This window comes from Plantibacter flavus, from assembly GCF_900177615.1.
In the GTDB taxonomy this organism is placed as follows: domain Bacteria; phylum Actinomycetota; class Actinomycetes; order Actinomycetales; family Microbacteriaceae; genus Plantibacter; species Plantibacter flavus.
On the sequence record NZ_FXAP01000007.1, the window covers coordinates 37,274 to 57,876 of the forward strand.

Below are 20,603 nucleotides of genomic sequence, written 5' to 3' on the forward strand. Positions count from 1 at the left end.
ACGCCAGCTGTCATGGTGCCGTCCAAGGTCGCTACCAAGAGATGGTCCAGCTCGGCGCCGACCTCTGCATCGTGCTCCCGTCGCACGGCTACGCACTCACCCCCGGGAGCCCCCTCGCGGGGACGTCACGCGGTACCTGGGGCTGCGCCGAGCGCGCGCGCGACGCGGGAATTCCCACCGTCGTCGCGTGGGGGCAGTCACTGTTCCCATTTGGACAGCCGGGCGCAGATCTGCTGGCCTCCACGGCGATCCGCAAACGACTGGCGCCGGGCGCTCAGGGACAGCTGAATCTGATCGCGACCTGGCTCCCCTACTAGATGGAGGGGCACGAAGAAGCCCCGGATCCGAAGATCCGGGGCTTCTTCCTCGTAGGGATATCCGTTACGCGCAGGTGACGAGATCGGCCTGTGCCGCCTGGGCGAAAGCTGCCGACAACGCTTGTGCATCGGCCTCTGACGGAACGCTCGCGGGGTCCTGGAGAAGATCCACGAACCCTTGATAGCTGCTCTGGTTTGGGCTCGCTATCGCTGCGACTCCGGCGAACGCGGCGAGCTGCTCCGGTGAGACCTCGGTCGACGTCAGGTCTGCGCCACTCAATGAGACGGCGCTCTGCAGGGCCGCACACAGCTCCGCGCTGACCTCGTGACCTTCGACGGCGGCCGTCGCGTCCGGGGCCGGTTCCCCGGCGGCTGGTTCACCTGGTTCAGCACCCTCCACGACCGCTGACCCGGAGCCGGTCGCCTCAGCGCCGGCGGTCGATGTCGCACTGTTGATCATCACCAATCCGACGACCAACAGTGCGATCAGACCGAGTCCGAAGCCCGCGACCACGAACAGCACCAGCCTGTTGGGTCGCCACCCGCGCGTCGCGACGGGTTCGTCGCGCTCCGGTTCACGTTCAACCGCCGCGACGGTGGGCTGGGCACCCCGCGGAGGAAGCCCCCTGAGGAAGCTGGGCTGCTGTTCGTCGCTCATGCGGCACCTCTCTGCTGGCTTGCTTGTAGCGCATCAGCATACTCGAACAGATCTGTGGCGCTCATCGTTTAAGCTGGAATACGTGGAAAAACGTAGGTGGAAAACCGCCTCGGGGGTGTGCTTAGAACATCTCTCCCAATCGAAAGAGTCCACTCATGACGGAATCCAACTCTCCGGCGGCTGTACCCGACCGCACGCTCCCCCAGGAGCTCCTTGACCTGGCGGTGCTCGCGATCAAGCGCGGCGCCTGGAAGGTCTCCCTCATCCACGAGGGGCTCGGCGCGGACTTCCGCGCGCCGATCGGCTGGCTGCTGTACATCAACGAACCGAGCCCGGATCCGTTTTCACCGGGCGCCTTCACGGCCATCAGCCACCAGGTCGGCTGTGACTTCAACGACTTCGTCCTGCCCGAGTCGCTCGCCGGCGAGGACCTCGCCGATCAGGCCGTCGTCGACGTCCTCCTCGAGCTGTTCCAGGAGTCCGTGCGCAACGGCTGGGAATCGAGCTACGAGCGCAAGGTCCTCGATCATGCGATCTGGCTGGAGTCCACACAGAGGCTCGGCCTCGAAGCGCCTCCGATGCGCCACTCTCTGCAGGCCACTGCACACAACTGGGCGTGGAACCCAGAGGCGGGCGCCCGCGGCGAAAGCATCTCCACGGACACCACCCTGAGCACCGACTTGACCGACAGCGACCGTTGGCTTGCCTTCGTCGGCGGCACTCAGGTCGCACGCGCCGACATCGAGAGGATGCTCCGCAGCGCCGCACCGAACCGTGTCCCCGTCGCGTACTTCGACGAGGCCGCTGACGGCTGGATCAAGTAGTCCAGCGCTCGGCGCCAACACCCCCACCTTCACCCGCCACCAGCAAGGAGATCCACCATGGGAGCAGACATGCTCATCTCAGCGGCCTCGGCCCCTGTCTACCGCGCCGATGCGAACGGGGTCCAAGCGCCCGTCGACGACCACGCCGTCCTCTTCACCCGAGTCACGCCGGCCGTGATCAACGACGTCATCGAGATCATCGCCTTCCGTGAGGACCACACGTTCGGCGTCTTCATCGACGACACACTCACCGAGGAGCAGCTTCACGCCTTCGATGTCGCGTACGACTCGGATGACCTCACACCCGGATCCCGCGAGGCGATCGCCCGGGAACTCCTCGACGCCCTCTTCAACACCCTGTTTTCCCTCACGGACGACGGCAGCTTCGGCGGCCATAACCCGGAGGTGGCGATCATCGACGTCCCCTTCGGCTACCGAACCCGGGTTCTCCTCGTCAGCGGTGGACTGTCCTGGGGCGACCAGCCGACGGACGCCAGCGCACCGATCGACTTCCTCGGCGAGCTCGCCCTCTTCGACGAACCGTTCACCGCCGACGGCGACGAGGTCGCTGATCCAGACGACCGCAACCTTGAGGAGATTCGCACGAACCTCCTCAGCTCGCTCGCGCTGGCACAGTGGTCCCCCTCGGACGAGGCGGCGGAGCGCGAACTCGCGGTGCTCGCGCGGTCCGTTGCCGATCACGTTCAGGACATCGAGCATCTGTTCGCAGGCTTCCTCGAGCGCAAAAGCGACCGCTGACTGGAACGCGACCCTGGCCATCTCCGGGCAGGGTCGCGTTCTGTCCAACTCATCACCATTGAACCAACGCAGGAGTCCAAGTCATGCACACGATCAAGAAGGCGACCACGCTCGTCGCCGCCCTCAGCCTGGCGATCGCCCTGACGGGCTGCCAGTTCGCCGGCGGCCTCGTCAACGACGCCGTGGACAGTGGTCGCGAGCAGGAGCTCACCGCTCCCCCATCGGCCTCCGATGGTGTCTCGGTCACGGTGGCCACGTTCATCCGGGTCGTCGATGGCGACACGATCGCTGTCGAGCCAAGCACGGACTTCCCTGCCACCAACGATGCTCAGACCGAGCACACGATTCGCCTACTCGGCATCGACACCCCTGAGCTCAACAAGATGAGCGAGGTCCCCGCCGAGTGCGGCGCTGATGCGGCCGCCGAGTTCCTCGAGGACCTCATCGGCTCAAGCACTCGACTCTCGATCGTCTACGACCCCCTCGCAGACAGGACAGATCGATTTGGGCGCACCCTCGCCTACGTTGAGCTCGTGGACGAGCCGCAGACCGACCTCGCGCTCGAGATGGTGACACAGGGCTACGCAGAAGCGTGGCACCCGCGAAGTGCCCCGCGGCCCACGCGCTACGCGGCGTACTCCGCCGCCGAGACGAGCGCCGCTGAGGCCGGGATCGGACAACACTCGCTGTGCGACGACATCGGACGCTGACCAACGCCAACAACACCCTCCGCAGAAAGAGAGACCCCATATGAAGAAGAATCGCATCAGTGTCCTCGTCCTGAGCGTTGCCTTCGCTGCAACGCTCGCCCTCGTGATCGTGGGCGCCGCAGGCGTCGTAGGCGCGATGAACGAGCAGCAGCTACAGCAGCTCGAGGATGCTCAGTAGGCTTGAGGCGTGAGACTCCAATGACAACACCTCGACGACGTCCCAGTGTCCCGGCTATCGCGTTCGCCATGATGTTTGCGCTCCTGTTCCTCGGCTCGGCCGGCCTGGCCCGTCAGGGGATGGAACAGCAGATTCAGCAGCAGGTGGACTCGGAGTAACAGATCACTCACAAAGCCGCACCCTTCGCTCTCAGAGCGCGGGGTGCGGCTTTTTCATTTCCGGAGACGAGACTGTCGACTGGCCGGATGACGCGAGAAAGCGAACGGCCGCACCTGCACGCTCGATGAGCGCAGGATGCGGCCGTTCGCTTGAGCTCCTGACTAGGGTGCCGCTGGGAGGACGTCGGGTTGCTTCGGCACGACCGGGTCGACCTTGGTGATCGAATCGGGAGTCGAATCCTTCGGGCCTGTGGCGGCTGTCACAACCAGAAGCACTCCCTTGCCGTCACCGGTGGCGACGGATGCATAGGCGAGCCGATCGTTCTTGAACAGCACCTTGCCGAGTGCCGTCCGCTCCTTCTCCTCGGGCGCGTAGAGCGCATGCAGGTTCAGATCGCGTACCGAGGTGGAGTAGCCCCCGTACATCACGGCTGCCTTCCGACCGCAGACCTCCAACACCCCCGAGAACGCGTCCGTCGATGCAGGCAGCTGCGTGGCCGCCCAGTCGAGCAGACAGGCATCGCTCCCGATTTTCACGCCGGGGTTGTTCGCCTCGAGCAGGAGCTGCAGCGTGCCCGCGGTGTCCGCCGTGGTGTCGAGGACACCGATACCGTCAGAGATCTTCACCGACGGCAACGGCTGGTCCGCAGATCGCTTCTCCTCGGCGAGTCCTGGCTTGATGATGGGATTACCCTTCTCATCGAGCTGAATCTCTGGCTCTCCGATCGGATTCCCGTCTTCATCGAGTGGAAGTGCGGCCCAGTCGTCGGCCGCGGCCGCGGCTGCACGCTCGCCGGCTTTGCCGGTGAGCTCGGCGGGGGCCGGCTTCGTGGCGACGGAGACCGTCACGGCAGCAGCGGCGATCGCCAGCGCGGCGGCGCCGCTGATCACGATGATCAACGGACGCCGACGCTTCAGAATGTCCCGCATCCCTACCACCCCCGCACGAGAACGGCGTACTCTGCTGTCGCCGGCGAGAGTGGGCTCTGGTTACCCCACGGCGTCTTGCAGGCGTACTGCGCCTGGTAGTAGACGTGCTGGTTCACGCGACCGGTCTCCCAGCCGTCCCATGAGTTCATCGGCAGATCGAAGTGTGACCCGGCCCACGATCGTGCGTGCACGTTGTTCGATCCGAGTGACGAACCCGTCGGGCAGAACGTCTTGTACTGGAGCTGGATCGAGTTGCCGTAAGCGCTCACGCTGCAGGACGACGTGCCGTGGTTGCGGCAGATGTCGTAGATCGAGCCGGCTGGCTGTTCGACCTTCTTCCAACCCGTGTACGCGTTGTAGACCGGTGCGGCAGGCGTCGTCCAGGTGTTGTAGAACGTCGGTGACTGGGTATCGACGAACTGTGACTCGCTCCACGCCGAAACGCACTTCGACGACACCTTGTACTGGAACGGGTAGCCCTGCAGGTTGACCGTCCCGGACGGATCGGTCGTCTTGTTGAGCGCGAAGGCGCTGACCTTGTACTCAGCCCAGACGCCAACGGCTGCCGTGTTCCACTTCAGGTTGAGCATGCTGCTCGAGTGCTTCGTCGTCCCGGCAGGGCACGCCGCTCCGTTGGTCCAGTTGAACGTCCCTGCGCTGACACCATTCGCCGTCCAGGAAAGTGATGTCGCAGGCGACGTCGCCGGCCAGGGCGTGAATGCGCTGTTGGAGCCCTCCGAGGTGTTGTTGCCGACGGTCGGTGTGACCACGTACGTCGCGGTGTGGCCGTAGACGGAACCCGCTACAGGCCGGGCAATGTAGGAGAGTGAGGTCGTGTCCGAACCTCCTTCGACACCGGTGAGCCCATTCGTGGACGTCCACTGGACGTTGTAGGTCGTGAACAGCGAGGAGACGGCCAGCCAGCTGACCCGCTGACCGATCGATGAAGGCTGGTCGACGACCGGCTCCGGCTTGGGTAGCGGCTGTGTGTAGGCAGAGGCCTTCGTCGCCGATCCGCTCGTCACGTTCGAACAAGTCGCCTTGACTGACATCGACCCGTCAGCGCCGTTGGCAACTCCCCCAAGGTCCGCTGTCTGAGCCGAGGCAGTCAGAACCAGGGCGCGAATGTCGGTGACCTTCTTCTGTCCAGTGGGCATGCTGGGCTGCCATGCGACCTCGACGTTGCTGCTCGTGCCGTTGTAGCAGCGCCCGCCGGTGTATGACACCTGGGCGCCTTCCCGGCCGCCCTTGAAGACCGTTCCGATGGCCGTCGACCGGTCGACCGTCAGAGCGACTGCCTCAGGCTGGTAGAACTCGGCGCTGCTGGTCGCCGTCGTCGAGCCGACTCCGCTGTAGTGAGCCAGGCAGCGCGTGTCGACTTCCACGGTAGTGCGGCCGTAGCCGGGGGTGGTGACTCCGGTGAGCGTCCGCGTCGTGCTCCAGGCGCTCTTGGCTCCCCAGTTGACACTGGTGTCGGTGCCCACCTGCTGGTGGTACCTCGAGGCATACTCAGCCTTCGTCCCGAACGGGCAGGTCACGACCGTCCAGCTCGCTCCGGTCGACGCGGGAGTGATCTTCGTGGCTACCGGCGCCGGGACGGCTGTACTGATGGTCGCCGATGCCGGCGGGCCAGTCACCTCGCCGACCGAGGCAACGACGGTGTACGTGCTGGTGGTCCCGTAGTTGTATCCAGACGAGTTGGTCGACTGTGCGGTGAGATCTGAAGTCGTTGCGATGACGCCGCGGTCCTCCGCGCCGAACAGCCACGAGACCGCGAACGACGTCGGGAGGCTCGATACTGCCGTCCAGGCGAGGTCGTGCTTGTTCTCCTCCGGGTTCTGCACCACCGTGAGCTGGGTAGCCGGGATCGGCTGCGTGTAGAGGGTGTTTGCGCGCTCAGCGATTCCGTCGGTGACACAGGTGGCCACGGCGTCGATGGCGCCGCTCGAGCCGTTGGCGACACCGTCGAACTGCACGGTCGTGTCAGCGCCGGTGAGGACCGCGTTCACGACGGTGTTCCGAGCGGGAGCGGTGGTGGGGCTCTGCTGGGTGTAGCTGATGTTCACCTTGGTGGGCCCAGTGGGGCAAACGGCGCCGGTGAAGGTCACGGAGACGCCTTCGCGAACCCCTCCGATGACCTCACCGGTGGTGGTGGAACGCGAAACGTCCCGGATCCGCAGTGGTCCGGGGATCGGGTCGTCGCTCGGAGAGGGGACGTACCGGAGATCGTCGGTCGCCTGGGTGACGTTGTCGACGTTCGTGAACGCAGAAAGTGTTGCCTTCTTCGTCGTCTTCGCCGTGTCCTTGTCCGCCGACTGCAGCTTGAGCTCGACCTGGTACGGACGCGTGTCGTCCCAGTCGATGCTTCGGACGTCGGCAGGCTTCGTGCCGGATGCCAGAGTGGCGACGCCGACGTCGTTGAAGAGGATCTGGCGACCGCCGAGGTTCGTGTACGTGAGGACCGGCTGCGTGATGTCGAACAGCGGCTCGCTGGTGGTGCTGCCCTTGCCTGCAGCGATCAGCGGGGTCGACGACGTGCACACGCCGGCGACCGTCGTCGTATCCACCCTCAGCGTGACCTTGCCGGTGTTGCTCCCCGGCTGCCAGGTCTGCACCTCACACTTGTCGCCCGTGACGTCCTTCAGGAGCCCGACACGGTTACCGCTGATGCCGACCACGACGTCAGAACTGGAGACGGCCTTCTCGAATCCGAGGTTGGAAGCCTGGAAGCCGGATGACGCACTCGCGCTGGCCGTTGACATCGCCCAGAAGCCGAGCAAGCCGACGAGCAGACCGCCGACCATGACCGTACCGATCATCTTCAGGCTGATGCCACCGAGCGTCTCGATGATGCTCGTCGACAGGCCCCCCTTGTCCCGCAGGACCTCACGTGTGGTGCGCTGTCTCATCCTCATTGGATTCCCCTCTCCGCCGCCTAGCATAGTGTGTTATTTCCACGTATTCGAGGAAAAACCATCCGGTAGTGGCATGCGGATTGGCTGATCGCTTGAGCCCTGGTAGTTCGTCGCCCAGAGACCCGGTGTTGCGGTTCCGAGGCTGTAGATGTTGCCCTTCATGTCCAGCAGGCTCACGACGGTGTCACCGTTGTTCGCCGCGACCGATCGGAACTGGACGTCGGGCAGCAGTTTGGTGGGGACGAACACCTGAGGGAGGTCGATTCCGCCGACGTACCCCGATGGCGACTTGCCGAAGTAGTACAGACCACCCCTGGTATCGATGGCGAATGCGCTGGTCTCATTCCCCTGCACATCGATGAACTTCGTCCCCGGCATCACCTTCGTCGCTGAGGACGGCTTCACGTTGTCGGCGCCCAGCCCGAGTTGACCGAACGCTCCATCTCCCCACGCGTAGAGGTCACCCTCAACACTGATTGCATATCCGGCCCGCGCGCCGCGCGACACGGCGCTGAACTTCACCGACGCCGGTGCGACAGACGTGCTCCCGTTGACGATCAGGCGGCCGTCAGAACGGATCACCGCGACTCCCCCGTTCACGGAGGAAGAGGCGACGGCCTTGTAGGTCGCGCCGGGCTCCAGAGGAATGAACGTAGAGCCGGCCGGAATCGAGTAGCCCCGCTGAGCTGCGCCAGCAGTCAGCAGTTCACCGCTGGTCGTCAACGCGACCGCATTGTCCTGGCCGACAGCGAGAGAGGTCACTTGAACGGCCGGGACCTTCGTCGGACTCAGCACGTTGTTCGCGTGCCCGAGGCCGAGCTGGCCCTTCGTGTTCTTGCCCCACGCCCAGAGGTTGCCCTTCGCGTCGATCGCATAGCCACGGTCGTCGTCAGTGACGACGAATCGGAAGCTCGTCCCTTCGGCTGCGAATCGCTGCGGCATCACCGGCTGAGTGCTGGTCGAACCGACGCCGGCCTGGCCGATGTTGTTCTTGCCCCAAAGCCAGAGCGCACCCTTGCTGTCGATCCCGGCGCGGTCATCGACGCTCACCCAGCGGTTGTCCGCAGCCGGGCCCGACAGATCCCCCGTCTTGACGGCGGCGGGCTTGCCCTCCGCGAGGCTCCACACCTTGAACCGCAGGCCTTCGTCAGAGAGTGCCCAGGTCTGCTTGCCGGTGTCATCGATCGCCGTTACGTGGGTGACTTCCTCCGAGAGGATCGTCACGTCTTTGGTGACGGTCTGTCCGACCTTCGACACGGAGTCCGCCTGGATACGCAGCACGATCCTCGCGCCATCACCTGAGGGGGTGAAGCCGATGATCTGCGTGCACATGGCCGGGAAGGTGGAACACTGGCGGGCAGAACTCGGTGTCACGGTGCTCGTCAGATCCTCGTTGAGATCGCTGACGAACCGCTCCGCTCGGTTGGTGACCTCCTGGTTGAGCGCCTGCAGCTCGGCGGCCTGGCGCGAGAGGATACCGAAGTTCGTGATGACCGCGCCTGCCGCCAGGAGCATTGCCATCACCATCACGACGACCCCGAGCTCGAGCGCCATGCCCTTCTTCTCGCTGAGCACGTCCATCATCGAGCGGTTCATGCGGTGCCTCCAGTGCGGTAGATGTAGATGGTCTGGACGACGACGTTGCCCTGAGTCACCGTGACGGTGACTGGGACGTCGAGCGTCACCGAGAAGGTGCCGAAGTAGTTGCTGGCCTTGGCGTCGACGGGGATCAGCGCGAGCAATTTCCCGGCCTGCGAGATCTGAATCTCGCCGCTGGCCTCGAGAGACTGGGCGTTGATCAGATACCGCCAGACAGTCGCCACATGGTCCGATGCGGATGCGATGGTGGCACCCTGTGGGATCGAATCCGCGGTTGAGACACGTGGGTCGACAGTGCCGACGGGTGCTGACGTCGTGCTCGGGTCCTTCCGGACGATCGACTGTGGTTCGACGCCGTCGAGGCCGTTCGCGTGGAAGCGGGTCGCGTAGACGCAACCCTTCTTCTGTACCGCGGTGGGTCCGGTGCAGTTCGCGGCATCCGCGCCCTGGCTGGTGGCAGCGACGGCGGTGAGGCTGGTTCCCGTGGGGGTGACGTCTCGCCACATGGTGACATCCACAGTCCGACCGTTGGGGAGCACCTTCTTCTCGGTGGTGGGCGCCGAAGCGGTGCCCCATGTGGATCCGCCGCGCTTGTCGGCGACGAGGTTCGAGAGGTAGGTCTGGCGCTCGGCCTTGACCGAGATGCCTTGCACGGCGTTCATGTCGGACGTGACGCCCATAGCGAGCGCCATGATCGCGATCATGATCAGCGCGATGCCACCGAGTCCCTCGGCGATGCCGCTTCCCGCGCCGCTCTTCTCGGCCAGCAACTGTGCCACCGGGCGGCCACCCGACTTGTTGATGAACTTCACTGGATCCCCATCCGCTGACCTTGCTGCCTGAACTACACCTGCTGGAAACGACTCAGCTGGGCCGCCTAGCGATTACTCACTAGGCGGCCCAGCTGGTTAGCCCGCTGCGTTGACTACGGCTTGGCCGGGATGGTCGGGCACGCGACACCGGCTTCGGCCGCCGTCGGCATCGTGGTGACAGCCTTGCCGGTCTTCGCGGTGATCCAGTACGTCGTACCGGAGACACCCTTGGACTTCGAGATGGCGCAGAAGTTGTTCGCAGTCACCGCGACGTCCCAGCTGCCCTTGTCCGAGTTCGCCATCGCCGGGTCGGAACCGCTCGTGAGCTGAGCCTTCGTGCCGTAGGTGGCGTTCTTGGCCTGGTAGAGCGTCTGCGCCGCCTTGACCGACTCGAGGTCGCTCTCCGCGCCTGAGTCCTGGCCGTAGTTGATGGCCGCTCCGACGCCGAACGCCGCGCCTCCGAGGAGGATCATGCCGAGCACGATCGCGCCGAGCGCCTCGGGGATGCTCGTGGAGAGACCCTTCTTGTCGCCGAGAACGCTCTTCGCGGTGCGCGTCGCACCGAGTGCGTTGACGTCGGAGATCTCGATCATGTCTGCGGTTGCCTTGGCCATGTGCCACTTCCTTTTGTGTTGAGGGGTCTCGGTGCAGAGAGGGCGACGCGGGGATTTCCGTGTCACGAACCCTTTCGGCTGAGCCATATCAGATGTACCTACCGTGCGAGCAAGACAATCTTGGCTCGTCGTGAGTCTAGTGTCTTTTTTCCTTGTTTATCAACAAGAACTTAAGCTGTGTCGCCTCAGATTGTCGCCGGGAAGATCAGCGACGTCACGAGGGCCCCGACCGCCATCGCGGGAACGTGCGGGATCCCCGTCCTCGTGCGGTTCACGCGTGCATTGATGGCGAAGAACGTCTGGTGGATCAGGATCGTGCTGGCTATCCACCAGAGGCCGATCATCGGGTGCAGGGCGCCGAACACGAAGGCCGGAACGATCGACAACTTGACGTCGCCGCCGCCGAGGATTCCCTGTTGGCCGAGCTCGAGGTAGAGACCGAACGCGATGGCTGCGACGAGCAGCGCGTTCAGCCACTGCAAACCTGTAACGCCTTCCACGTGCAGCCCGATCGTCGCCAACCCGAGCAGTGCGACGACAGCGATGTCCTCGACCTCCCGTCTCCACACGTCATATGCCGCGAGCAGCAGCATCCCGAAGATGATCACGAGGACGGTCACCGCGGGGATGTGGAAGCCCTGTCCAGCCGTCAGCAGCTCCAGCATCAACCAACCTCCTCGAGCATGGTCGGCACGAAGCTGATGATCGGGCTGACGATGAGCATGACGACGCAGATGATGACGACGATGACGATGCCCTCACTGATCGGTCCAACGCGCTCGGCGAACCGGGTGAGGCGACTCTGTGCCTTGAAGTGGAACGTCTCCGCGAGTTCACGAAGGATCTCGACGCGTCGGGTCAGCGACGTCGTTGTCTCGATTCGGTTCCGGAAGTTCCAGGGCAGCATCTCGGTCTTCGACACATCGGAGAAGGTCACCAGTCCGAGGCGCTGCCGGCCGACGTGGTCTTCCACCCAGGCGCGCATGGAACGGTTCCCGCAGGCCCGGCCGGCGATCTCGAGAGCTTCGATCTCCGACATACCGACCGCGAGGCAGGCCGCGAGGACGTCGCAAAAGCGCGCGGCGACGCTCATCTTGGTGATCTCACCGATCATCGGAGCCTTCAACGACAGATGGTCGATGAAGGTGGCGACCCGTTCATTGCTCTTGCCGATGAGGATCCAGAACATCTGCCAGAGCACAACGATCACGATCAGCGCCACGATCGCCCACTTGAGGTACTCACCGATGGCCATGACGGTCACCGTCAGCTGTGGGGTCTCCATACCGATACTGGTGAACGAGACGATCGTCATCGGGAGCAGCCACTGGACTGCACCGAATGTGAACGCGAGAGCCAAGAACGCCAGCATCCCAGGCTTGAACAGCGCGCTCCGGATCTGCGTTTTGATGTTGTCGGCCTCCATGACGATGATCGCGGCCTGCCTGAGGTTGCGGTGCATGTCCTTCGGCATCTTGGCCGCAGCGAGCAACTCGCGGACGACGGGCGGGAACGCGTCGGTCTGATCCGCCATGGCCTTGCCCAGCGTCACTCCGCGGTCGAGCAGCATCACGACTCGCCCGTACGCCTCTCCGATGTCGTAGTTGCCGTACTGCTGAGCGAGCGCTTCCACGACGCGGCGCTCCGACTGACCGTTCTCGAGCATCGACGCCATGTCGGTGAGGGTCTCTGCGACCTCATCCGGACGCGCTCGCTTGCCGTTGAAGATGACCAACCAGGGCTTCTTCGGGATCTCCACGTCTTCGTCGGACCCGTTGATCCGGACAGCCGCAGCGTCGGCCTCGCGCTCTTTGATCAAGCGAGCACGATCGACCTTCTTCTGGGCGCTCTTGCTCAGCGGCTTGGGCGCCTTGGGCTCTGGCAGCAGCTTCACCGGACGATCGGCCTCGGACGACTTCGGCGCGTTCTTCTTCGACTGCTTCCCCCTCCCGAGCTTCGTTGTCGCCTTGGGGCCGGTCGCGCCGTCGGATCGACCGGGGAGAGAGGCGGTCGGTCCGCCCGGTCGCCAGACCTTCGGTGACGACGGGAACTGCTCGTCTGTGGTTGTGGTCGATGGTGTCGCCGGTGTCTCATCGGACTCGGTGTTCAGCGTGAATGTGTCGGTCATCGTGACTCCCCTGGTGGTGGATCGAGTAGTGGTTGCGACGAGCTATGCCGCGACGCCCGGTACACGGACGCCGACGAGCTGGAGCTTCTCCTCGAAGGCGGGCCTGTCACGAGCGATTCGGTAGCCCGAGTCGATGGTGATGTCACCCTTCTTCACCAGCGTCGCCAGGGCCTGCTCCATCGAGACCATGCCCTCGGCCTGGCCGCCACCGAGCAGGAGCTGCTGGATGTACTTCGTGTCGTTGCTGCGGTTGCCGGAACCACGCAGCAGCTCAGCGAAGGTCGGGGTATTGAAGGCGATCTCCTGAGCGAGGGCCATCCCGCCGCCCAGTTTGGCCACGAGAGTCTGCGCAATGATGCCCAGGAGGCTCTGTGCGAGCTGCGTTCGGATCAGGCCCTGTTCCTCGGGGGTGAACATCGAGACGAAGGAGTCGACGGCTTCGCCGGCGGTTCCGGCGTGCATGGTGCTGATGACCAGGTGACCAGAGGCCGCCGCCAGCAGGGCCGACCGAGCGGTCTCCGTGTTGAGGATCTCGCCCACGACGATGATGCGTGGGTGCGAACGCTTGGCGTTCTCGATGCCTTTCGCGAACGACTCCACGTGTGTTCCGATCTCACGTTGCACGACGAGCGCCATCCCCTCTGGATAGACGTACTCGATCGGCTTCTCGAGCGTGTAGATCGACGACGGCTGGGTACGGGCGACCAGGTCCACCATCGCCGCGATGCTCGTGCTCTTCCCCGACCCGGTCTGCCCGACGAAGAGCACCAAGCCCGACGGGCGACCGATCAGATTCACCACCGACTTCGGCAGCCCGAGCTCTTCGGGGGTGGGGATGATGCGAGAGATCACACGCATCGTGCAGGACACCCCGCCGAGTTCCTGGCGGACGGCCAACCGGCCTCGGAATGCGCCTCCGACGTCGAATGACGCGTCGGCCTGACCCTGGTCCAGGACTGATTGCATTCCACCAGGGATCGTCTCCTCGACCAGCGAGCGAAGCAGCGACCCACTGTCGAACGGCAGATTCGCGATCTTCCGCGTCGCCTTGTCCTTCACGTAGTAGGCTCCGCGGTTCTCGGTGAGGTGGATGTCCGACGCCTTGTGACCCCCGTAGGTGTCGAGCATGTGGGAGAACTTCGCGATCTGATCAGACATTGCGCACCGTCTTTCGAGCTTCGGCCAGGGTGGTGATGCCGTCGTTCACGAGCTCGGCGACCGTGGTCTTGAAGCTCGTCGACGTCGGCGCTGCAGCTGCGCGGATGGCCGCGCGCGAGTGGTTCTCTACGAGGGCGTCGGTCAGCACATCGGTGCTGGTCGTCACCTCGTGGATCGGGTAGCGACCGGAGAAGCGATCGGTTCCCCGCACCAACCGAGGCACGAGGCGCTGCGAGATGATGCCGTTGATCGACTCGAGGACCGACAACGGCGTGTCATCAGCAAGTCCGACCATCCGCATGAACGCCCCGACGTTGTCGGTGGCGTGGACGGTGGCGATGACACGTCGACCGGCCTTCGCGATCTCGACGGCTGCCGTGGCCGTGAGCCGGTCGCGGATCTCACCGATGAAGAGAATGTCCGCGTCCGCTCGGACGAGATACCGCATCATGTCCGAGAAACCTGCGCCTGCGACCTCCTCCTTGACCTCCATCTGGAGCATGTTGGGCATGACCCGCTCCACGGGGTCCTCTAGGGTCAAGACGACACCGTTGTTCATCTCCTGGAGGTACTGCAGGATGCTCAACGCCGTGGTGCTCTTGCCCTCAGCTGTCGGACCGGCCAGCAGGGTCATTCCGCTCGGAATGTCGAGGATGGACTTCGTCGCTGCGAGGTTCTCGGCTGTGAATCCCAGATCCTCGATGCTCCGCAGCGGGCCGGTCTGTGGCAGCCGGAAGACCAGCCGCTCTCCGCCGTCGAACGTCGGGAGGGCCACAGCGCGAGCTCGGTACGGATAGCCGTCGATGGGGAGCTTGTAGCTTCCGTCCTCGGGCACCATCGTGGGATCGGTGGTCATGCCCGCTTCGGTCTTGATGAGGTTCGTGATGGTCCGCGCTTCGGTGCCCTCATAGGTATGCACGAGCTGCTTCTTCCCGTCGACGCGCGCCTCGACGGTGAACGTCCCTTCCAGACCTGAACGCGTCATGTGCACGTCGGAGACGCCGTGCGCGACGAGGTCCTCGAAGACCCTCCTGAACTCCATGGCTCCTCGTCGAGGGATGAGTTCACTCAGGGGCTTCATGAGCTCACGATGCATCGGGGCCGCATGCTTGGTCGCAGCGTGCGCCGGCCGGTCGTGCGCCGTCACGGGCACCGGCCGAGGCGAGGTGCGTGGTGCGAACGCAGGTGCGGCGCTTGGCCCTGACGACGGGATCACTCGTGGCTCGGGACGCTGGGTCGCAGGAGCCGTTGAAACCGCTGGAGCCGACTCCTGCTGGGGTTGAGGTGGTGTCGCGGTCCTCGGGAAGAGTGATCGTGGTGCCTGCGGGGCGGAGTTATTGCTCATGGCGACCTTTCGAGTGGAGTGGGGCGGTGTCCGAACGGGACACGATCGGCTCCATTGGGGTCGATCAGGGCGAGCCTCATACTATCCGTTTATCCACGTAAATGTGCAAAAATGACTGTTGTGCGCCGTGGGTCGAACTGCCTATCGACGACTTCCTCGCCAAGTTCTCCGCCAGACGAGATGTGTCGTGAAACCGGACAGGCATTTCTTCGATTCGGACACAACGGAGGCGTCCGAATCGACGACCGAGTCGTACCTCATCGGTCATTTGGCAGGGAATGCCACGACACGTCGTGGCCGGGAACTCCTGTGAACCAAGACCACAACCCAGGCTTCGAAAGGCTCCCGCTGATGACTGCTCAGAACCTCACCACCGTGCGCGCTCAGGTCGCTCGAGTCCAAGACGTCACCGTCGAATGGAACGCAAGCGCGAATCGTCTGCGGATCGCTGACCCGGCAACGAAGGAGACTCTCGCCGTCTTCTCTGGAGATGAGGTCTACAAGGTGGCCGCCAAGGCGCCCGCCGGCAGCATTCTCATCACCGACACGGAATCGCTCCCGTCGATCGCCCGCGTCCTCGCGACCGCCGGTGTCATCAAGATCACGAACGAGCGTTACGACCCCGTGTTCAAGCAGATCACGGTCACCGCCCGGGTCCTCATCCGTTGAGGCAGGCGGGTCCCGCCGCCTCCAGCACTAGTCACAGCACCAACAAACCGAAGGACGTGCCATGTTCAAGACCCTGTTCGAGGACCCCGCAGAGGAAGTCGCACGACTCGCCGCGGCACCCGTTGGGTCCACCAACCACGCGCTGTCCCAGCTTCCCGTGAACATCCTCGGGCCCATCCAGGACCTGATGATCCAGTTGCCCGATCTCGGCGACGACCTGCCATCGTTCCGCGCGATGGTCGTCGTCCCCTACGAGTCGTACTCACACTCCAGAGGTGAGGATCGCGTCTTCCCTGTGAAGCGCCACAACAGCTCATGGACGTGCATCGTCGTTGCCTCGAGTCACCCTTCCTACCCGGTCGGCGGTCACCGCATCATCGTCCCCGAGGCGCAGCTCGTCCGCGGGACAGTGCGCACATTCGATGTCGGCAGCACCCTGCGCCTGACGGATGCGTCATGAAGGCGGTCAAGGGCGCCGCGCTCACGCGTCTACCGTCGGTCGACGACATCGATCCCGTGACGATCGACGCACACCAGGGGCCGCGCGTGCAGAAAATCCGCGAGTACGTCGGCGCCGGTCGCTCAGTCTGGTGGGAATGGCCAGTGCAGCGGTCCACGCGGTTCCCCGATCGCGATCCGAAATGGCATGTCCTCGGTGGCCGAGTCCGCAGTCAGGACCCCAAGCGCCGCTGGGACTTCAACTGGCTCGCAATCTGCGGCTACCAGTACATGAGACCGGAGATCATCTCGGGTCTAGGGCGCTTCGGCGTCACCCCGCCAAAGCGTGCCCTCCGCTGTGCTCTCTGTGAGGCGGCGCTCCGGGCGATTCGCTCCAACACCTGCAACACTGACTGATCCAGGAGATCACCCCATGCTCAGCAACCTCGTCCCATTCCGTCGGGTCCAGAAGTACACCGTCGTCGTCGACCACCCCTTGTCCGAGGGGACTCACGCCAGCAGCGAGAGCATCGAGAACAGCATGGAGGTGCAAACGCTGAACGTCGGACACGCTCTCCAGACTCTCGGCCACAAGCCCCATGGGCTTCTTGCCGTCTCCAAACGTGCGGAGATCTCAGCTCGAGCGGTGGTGCGCCTGCGTAACGACGATGCGGCGGCCGCGCTGCTCCTCATGTTGCGGGGGAAGCTCTGCGCCGATGCCACGGTGCGAATCATGATCGGAGAAGTAGCCACTCTCCGTCACGACAATCCGCTGCTGCGCGCCGCATGAGTGCCCGCGTCACCGTCGCTCTTGACGTCGACGGCGTGCTCTGCCCGATGGTCGACCCCGATGACCCGCATCTCCACGAGCGCGAGACTGGATGGGAGTACTCCTCTCCTGCCGGGCTACCATCCTGTGTCATCGCCACCCCTGTCGTGCAGACGCTGCTCGAGCTCGGAGGTGAAGGTGTGGGTCATGCTTCGCGTGGTCGGCGTGCCAAAGCTTCATCGAATGTCGAGGTGTTGTGGCACTCGTCCTGGCGGCTGGAGGCGTCCCAGGGGCTGGCGCCGGCTCTGGGGGCCGGGCATCTCACGGGCGGTGCGGACCGGATGTTCGCCACCGTCCACGAGTACCGCGATCGTGGCGCGACATGGTGGAAGCTCGTTGCCATCGAGCGCTGGCTGCAGAAAAACCCTGCCACTCAGGCCGGGCCGAATCCATTGCTCATCTGGATCGATGATGACATCAACGCCGCCGTTCGATCTGGCGAGATCGCACCCGAGCTGCTGCGCGATCCGCGCGTGGCGTTGATCTCACCTGCGACGAACATCGGTATCAACGCCGTCGAACTCGCTCTGCTGCGATCTCTCGCCGGCCTCGCCTGACCCACCCACATCAAGACGAACACCCCTGCGCACCAAGCTCGCGTGAGCCGGTCTGCAGGGGTGTTCGAGAGAGCGGAGTCTAGAACGGCGTTTCGTCGCTGTATCCGCCCGGGGTGCTCCACGCATCGCCCGCGGCCGGTGCGCCGGGGCCGACCGGGGCTGCAGCCCAACCCTGGTTCTCGGCAGCTGGAACTCCCCCACTCCGCTGAGCACCGCCTCCGGACGGCGCGCGGCTGATCGTCGCCGTGGCGTATCGCAGCGACGGGCCGATCTCGTCGACCTCGATCTCCATGCTGGTGCGCTTCTCGCCTTCCTTCGTCTCGTAGGACCGCTGCTTCAGTCGGCCGGTTGCGATGACACGGCTCCCCTTCGTGAGTGAGCCGGCGACGTGCTCTGCGAACTCACGCCAAACGCTCGCGCGCAAGAACAGTGCCTCGCCGTCCTTCCACTCATTGGCTGCGCGATCGAAGTTCCGAGGGGTCGAGGCGATCGTGAAGTTCGCCACCGCCAGCCCGTTCTGCGTGAATCGCAGCTCTGGGTCCGCCGTGAGATTTCCGACCACGGTGATGACCGTCTCTCCTGCCATGGGTGTGCCTTTCCGTTGCGTCCTGACGAGGACCTTCTCGTCCGAGCGCCTGAATGGCACTCCCCGTATGAACGAACCCGATCTGCGCTCATTCGATCCCTGATTGTTCGATTATCCACGAAAACGAGGAAAAACGCCATGATCACAGTGACCCACTCGGGCCTGCCGATGCCGACTCCGAAAGAGGTGCGGGACCTGACGATCTTCCTGGCCGCCAACGCGGATGTCGCCGACGCCGACGGTGACCACGTCAAAGCAGAGCGCTTCCGTGAGATGCGATTGACCGTCGCTGGCCTTGCCGAACGCGCGATCGACACCTCATCGGTGACGCGCGTGGTCGTCGTTCACCATGAGCCGCCGGGGGACCACCGCATCGACTTAGCCAGCACCGGCCGCGTCTACGACCGCAGCGAGCTGTTCAGGAACGGCTGCGCCATTGTCCTTCAGGACGCCGGGCGCACGCTGAAGCTCCTCCCCGCCCCAACCGCTGCGATGCCCCTCAGCGCTTGAATCCGCGCCGGCCGAACGAAAGCGCGCGGACTCAGACGTGCCGCACCCGCCGGCGTCAGTGCAGTAGAGCTCTGCGACACAGTCGCAGCGGAAATGCCTGTGAAGGACAGAACCCCTTCCTCGCCCCGCGCCGCATCGCTCGTTCGATCTGCTCGTGGACCACCAACGCCATGAACCACCTCAGAGAGGACGTGTCCCACCATGATCGCAACCATCAAGGAGAACCTCGACGTCGAGTTTTCAGCCATCACGCTCACCGGAGACCTGATGTACGACGCTGAACGCCACGCACTCGTACTCGGCTCCGCAGACGGGCTCTCCGAGATCCTGACCACCAACCTGGAGTCGCAGGGCCTCCGCACCCACGCGGACACCGTGTTCATCAAGGACTGGAGCGAGCACACCGGACTGGCCGCCTCCCTCGAAGCGTCCGGTGTCGTCCAGATCGTCCGAGCGGTCAACGTCGGGCCGTTCCGCTCTCGTGCATACGAGGTTCGGGTGAAGCCAGCCGTTGAGTCGGTCGCCCGCGAGCTCGCGAAGGTGGCCTGATCATGACGGACACAACACTCACCCCGACGCGGGTCATCGACGAGAACGTCAGCATCCACCTCACCAGCGGGGCCGTCATCACCGGCCGCCTCGAGCACATGCCCGGTGCCAAGGTGCTTGCCGTGTTCGACGACAACCGCCTCGACGGTCCGGCGGTACTCACGGTTCGCGAGAGCGAAGCGCGAGCGGAGCACTCCGAGCTCGCAGACGACGAGGTACTCATCCGCAACTGGACCAACATGCGAGGCGTCGGCGACGCCCTCGTGCAGCTCGGCATCGTGGAGCTGACTGGGAAGGAAGTCCTCGTCGGCACGTTCCAACTCCAAGCCTTCGTGGGCCGGGTGCTCTAGTCGCGCGACGCCGAAGAGACAGATCAAGAACGGGCGAATCGCTGATGGCGATCCGCTCGGGTCTCCGCGAAGCGTTGACCGGGAAGAGCGATGAGAGGTGCTTCAAAGCATGAGAGGGAGTCCCACCGACCTAGCCGGTGCGCCGAGAGCAGTCCCGTGGGACTCCCCTCAATCTCAACAACCAACCCAGGAAGTACATCCTCCGCAGCGTGTGTGCGCCGCGAACAACCACCGAACCCAGAGCAGCACAGCTGCTTTCGGGGGAAATCATGACGGAGAGAAGACTCTCGTCCGTTCCAAATACTCCGGTCACGACAGACGTCGCTGACCACCACTCAACAAGGAGATACAACATGTCGAACCCTCTCAACGGTGGAACCCTCGTCGGCCGCGTCTCGCAGGACATCAAGGAGTTCCCCAACAACGACGGCAGCAAGGTGCTCCTCACGACCCTCGCCGTCGACGACAACTTCGTCTCGGGCACGGGTGACGACCGCAAGGCTCAGACCCAGTTCATCCCCGTCCGCATCTTCCTGGCCAAGACCGTCACCGGTCGCGGCGCCTGGGACCGCGTGCACACCGGTGACCTGATCGCCATCGAGACCCGCATCGCGTGCCAGCCCTACCAGAAGGACGGCCAGACGGTCTTCCCGTCTCCGACCATCGAGGTCGACGGCTTCCCGCAGTTCCTCGAGCCGAAGTCCGTCACGGACGCACGTCAGGCCCGTAAGGCTGTCGAGGCTCCCGCTGCTCCGGCCGTCGCCGAGACCCCCGAGCAGACGATCGCCCGCCTCCAGGCGGAGATCGCCGCGAGCGGAGCACCGGCCACGAACTACGACAACACCAGCCCGTTCCCCACGGCCTGATCGAGTCGAAGCGAGAAGCGTCAGTCGTCGCCTAGGCACACCGATCCTGCACCAACGATGAACGTCACATAGAGACGCACATCAAGCTCAGGACTCAACGCTCAGCGAGCAGCCGATGCGGCCGCGACTGAATCAACAACTGAA

General features: G+C 64.4%; 24 protein-coding genes. 13 read left to right on the forward strand and 11 right to left on the reverse strand.

The features are described from left to right. Positions 1-381: 381 nt before the first annotated feature. On the reverse strand, positions 382-975 hold the full coding sequence (locus B9Y95_RS18350) for a hypothetical protein (RefSeq protein WP_085514099.1): 594 nt from the start codon (positions 973-975) through the stop codon (positions 382-384). Positions 976-1,130: 155 nt separating this feature from the next. Here B9Y95_RS18350 and B9Y95_RS18355 point away from each other — a divergent pair, with 155 nt between their 5' ends. From B9Y95_RS18355 to B9Y95_RS20785, 4 genes are all read left to right on the forward strand, one after another. Continuing rightward, entirely contained in the window at positions 1,131-1,799 is a 669-nt protein-coding gene (locus B9Y95_RS18355) for a hypothetical protein (RefSeq protein ID WP_085514100.1), read from the forward strand. 57 nt (positions 1,800-1,856) lie between these two features. After that, entirely contained in the window at positions 1,857-2,558 is a 702-nt protein-coding gene (locus B9Y95_RS18360) for a hypothetical protein (protein WP_085514101.1), read from the forward strand. Positions 2,559-2,641: 83 nt separating this feature from the next. After that, positions 2,642-3,268: a thermonuclease family protein gene (locus tag B9Y95_RS18365; protein WP_085514102.1), complete on the forward strand. Its 627-nt coding sequence runs from the start codon at positions 2,642-2,644 to the stop codon at positions 3,266-3,268. 40 nt (positions 3,269-3,308) lie between these two features. Beyond that, positions 3,309-3,446: a hypothetical protein gene (locus B9Y95_RS20785; protein WP_159453453.1), complete on the forward strand. Its 138-nt coding sequence runs from the start codon at positions 3,309-3,311 to the stop codon at positions 3,444-3,446. A 320-nt stretch (positions 3,447-3,766) separates the two neighbouring features. Here the strand turns inward: B9Y95_RS20785 and B9Y95_RS18370 are convergent, their stop codons facing one another. The 9 genes from B9Y95_RS18370 to B9Y95_RS18410 all read right to left on the reverse strand — a co-directional run bounded on the left by B9Y95_RS18370 (position 3,767) and on the right by B9Y95_RS18410 (position 14,841). Beyond that, positions 3,767-4,534, reverse strand: a complete 768-nt coding sequence (locus B9Y95_RS18370; protein WP_085514103.1) for a hypothetical protein — start codon at positions 4,532-4,534, stop codon at positions 3,767-3,769. A 2-nt stretch (positions 4,535-4,536) separates the two neighbouring features. Further along, on the reverse strand, positions 4,537-7,443 hold the full coding sequence (locus tag B9Y95_RS18375; RefSeq protein ID WP_085514104.1) for a hypothetical protein: 2,907 nt from the start codon (positions 7,441-7,443) through the stop codon (positions 4,537-4,539). Positions 7,444-7,482: 39 nt separating this feature from the next. After that, complete coding sequence (locus B9Y95_RS18380; RefSeq protein WP_123539843.1) at positions 7,483-9,045, reverse strand: RCC1 domain-containing protein; 1,563 nt, start codon at positions 9,043-9,045, stop codon at positions 7,483-7,485. Further along, entirely contained in the window at positions 9,042-9,860 is an 819-nt protein-coding gene (locus tag B9Y95_RS20515) for a hypothetical protein (RefSeq protein WP_123539842.1), read from the reverse strand. The genes B9Y95_RS18380 and B9Y95_RS20515 overlap by 4 nt, the downstream gene beginning before the upstream one ends. A 113-nt stretch (positions 9,861-9,973) precedes the next feature. Beyond that, complete coding sequence (locus B9Y95_RS18390; RefSeq protein WP_085514107.1) at positions 9,974-10,474, reverse strand: hypothetical protein; 501 nt, start codon at positions 10,472-10,474, stop codon at positions 9,974-9,976. A 185-nt stretch (positions 10,475-10,659) separates the two neighbouring features. Beyond that, entirely contained in the window at positions 10,660-11,139 is a 480-nt protein-coding gene (locus B9Y95_RS18395) for a prepilin peptidase (RefSeq protein ID WP_085514108.1), read from the reverse strand. Further along, entirely contained in the window at positions 11,139-12,602 is a 1,464-nt protein-coding gene (locus B9Y95_RS18400) for a type II secretion system F family protein (protein WP_085514109.1), read from the reverse strand. Before B9Y95_RS18400 ends, B9Y95_RS18395 begins: the two co-directional genes overlap by 1 nt. A 42-nt stretch (positions 12,603-12,644) precedes the next feature. Beyond that, positions 12,645-13,760, reverse strand: coding sequence for a type IV pilus twitching motility protein PilT (locus tag B9Y95_RS18405; protein ID WP_085514110.1), 1,116 nt, complete (start codon positions 13,758-13,760; stop codon positions 12,645-12,647). Beyond that, on the reverse strand, positions 13,753-14,841 hold the full coding sequence (locus B9Y95_RS18410; protein ID WP_159453454.1) for an ATPase, T2SS/T4P/T4SS family: 1,089 nt from the start codon (positions 14,839-14,841) through the stop codon (positions 13,753-13,755). The genes B9Y95_RS18405 and B9Y95_RS18410 overlap by 8 nt, the downstream gene beginning before the upstream one ends. Positions 14,842-15,456: 615 nt before the next feature. Between B9Y95_RS18410 and B9Y95_RS18415 the strand changes: the two genes are divergently transcribed. From B9Y95_RS18415 to B9Y95_RS20520, 5 genes are all read left to right on the forward strand, one after another. After that, positions 15,457-15,774 carry a hypothetical protein gene (locus tag B9Y95_RS18415; protein WP_085514112.1) on the forward strand — a complete coding sequence of 106 codons (318 nt, stop codon included), beginning with the start codon at positions 15,457-15,459 and terminating at the stop codon, positions 15,772-15,774. Positions 15,775-15,835: 61 nt separating this feature from the next. Beyond that, positions 15,836-16,234, forward strand: coding sequence for a hypothetical protein (locus B9Y95_RS18420; RefSeq protein WP_085514113.1), 399 nt, complete (start codon positions 15,836-15,838; stop codon positions 16,232-16,234). Continuing rightward, positions 16,231-16,629: a hypothetical protein gene (locus B9Y95_RS18425; RefSeq protein ID WP_085514114.1), complete on the forward strand. Its 399-nt coding sequence runs from the start codon at positions 16,231-16,233 to the stop codon at positions 16,627-16,629. The genes B9Y95_RS18420 and B9Y95_RS18425 overlap by 4 nt, the downstream gene beginning before the upstream one ends. Positions 16,630-16,645: 16 nt before the next feature. Further along, positions 16,646-17,002 carry a hypothetical protein gene (locus tag B9Y95_RS18430; protein WP_085514115.1) on the forward strand — a complete coding sequence of 119 codons (357 nt, stop codon included), beginning with the start codon at positions 16,646-16,648 and terminating at the stop codon, positions 17,000-17,002. Then, entirely contained in the window at positions 16,999-17,598 is a 600-nt protein-coding gene (locus B9Y95_RS20520; protein WP_143736580.1) for an HAD domain-containing protein, read from the forward strand. Before B9Y95_RS18430 ends, B9Y95_RS20520 begins: the two co-directional genes overlap by 4 nt. A gap of 79 nt (positions 17,599-17,677) precedes the next feature. On the opposite strand, the gene B9Y95_RS18440 is transcribed toward B9Y95_RS20520, so the two are convergent. Then, positions 17,678-18,184, reverse strand: a complete 507-nt coding sequence (locus B9Y95_RS18440) for a single-stranded DNA-binding protein (RefSeq protein WP_085514117.1) — start codon at positions 18,182-18,184, stop codon at positions 17,678-17,680. Positions 18,185-18,322: 138 nt separating this feature from the next. Here B9Y95_RS18440 and B9Y95_RS18445 point away from each other — a divergent pair, with 138 nt between their 5' ends. From B9Y95_RS18445 to B9Y95_RS18460, 4 genes are all read left to right on the forward strand, one after another. Beyond that, the gene (locus tag B9Y95_RS18445; RefSeq protein WP_085514118.1) at positions 18,323-18,694 is read left to right on the forward strand and encodes a hypothetical protein; all 372 of its coding nucleotides are present in this window, start codon (positions 18,323-18,325) and stop codon (positions 18,692-18,694) included. Positions 18,695-18,895: 201 nt separating this feature from the next. Further along, positions 18,896-19,243 carry a hypothetical protein gene (locus B9Y95_RS18450; protein WP_085514119.1) on the forward strand — a complete coding sequence of 116 codons (348 nt, stop codon included), beginning with the start codon at positions 18,896-18,898 and terminating at the stop codon, positions 19,241-19,243. Between the two features lie 2 nt (positions 19,244-19,245). Further along, a complete protein-coding gene (locus B9Y95_RS18455) occupies positions 19,246-19,593 on the forward strand; it encodes a hypothetical protein (RefSeq protein ID WP_085514120.1) in 348 nt (115 codons plus the stop codon). A 353-nt stretch (positions 19,594-19,946) separates the two neighbouring features. Further along, positions 19,947-20,459 (forward strand): single-stranded DNA-binding protein, encoded by a 513-nt coding sequence (locus B9Y95_RS18460; RefSeq protein WP_159453455.1) that lies wholly within the window; start codon positions 19,947-19,949, stop codon positions 20,457-20,459. The last annotated feature ends 144 nt before the right edge of the window (positions 20,460-20,603 follow it).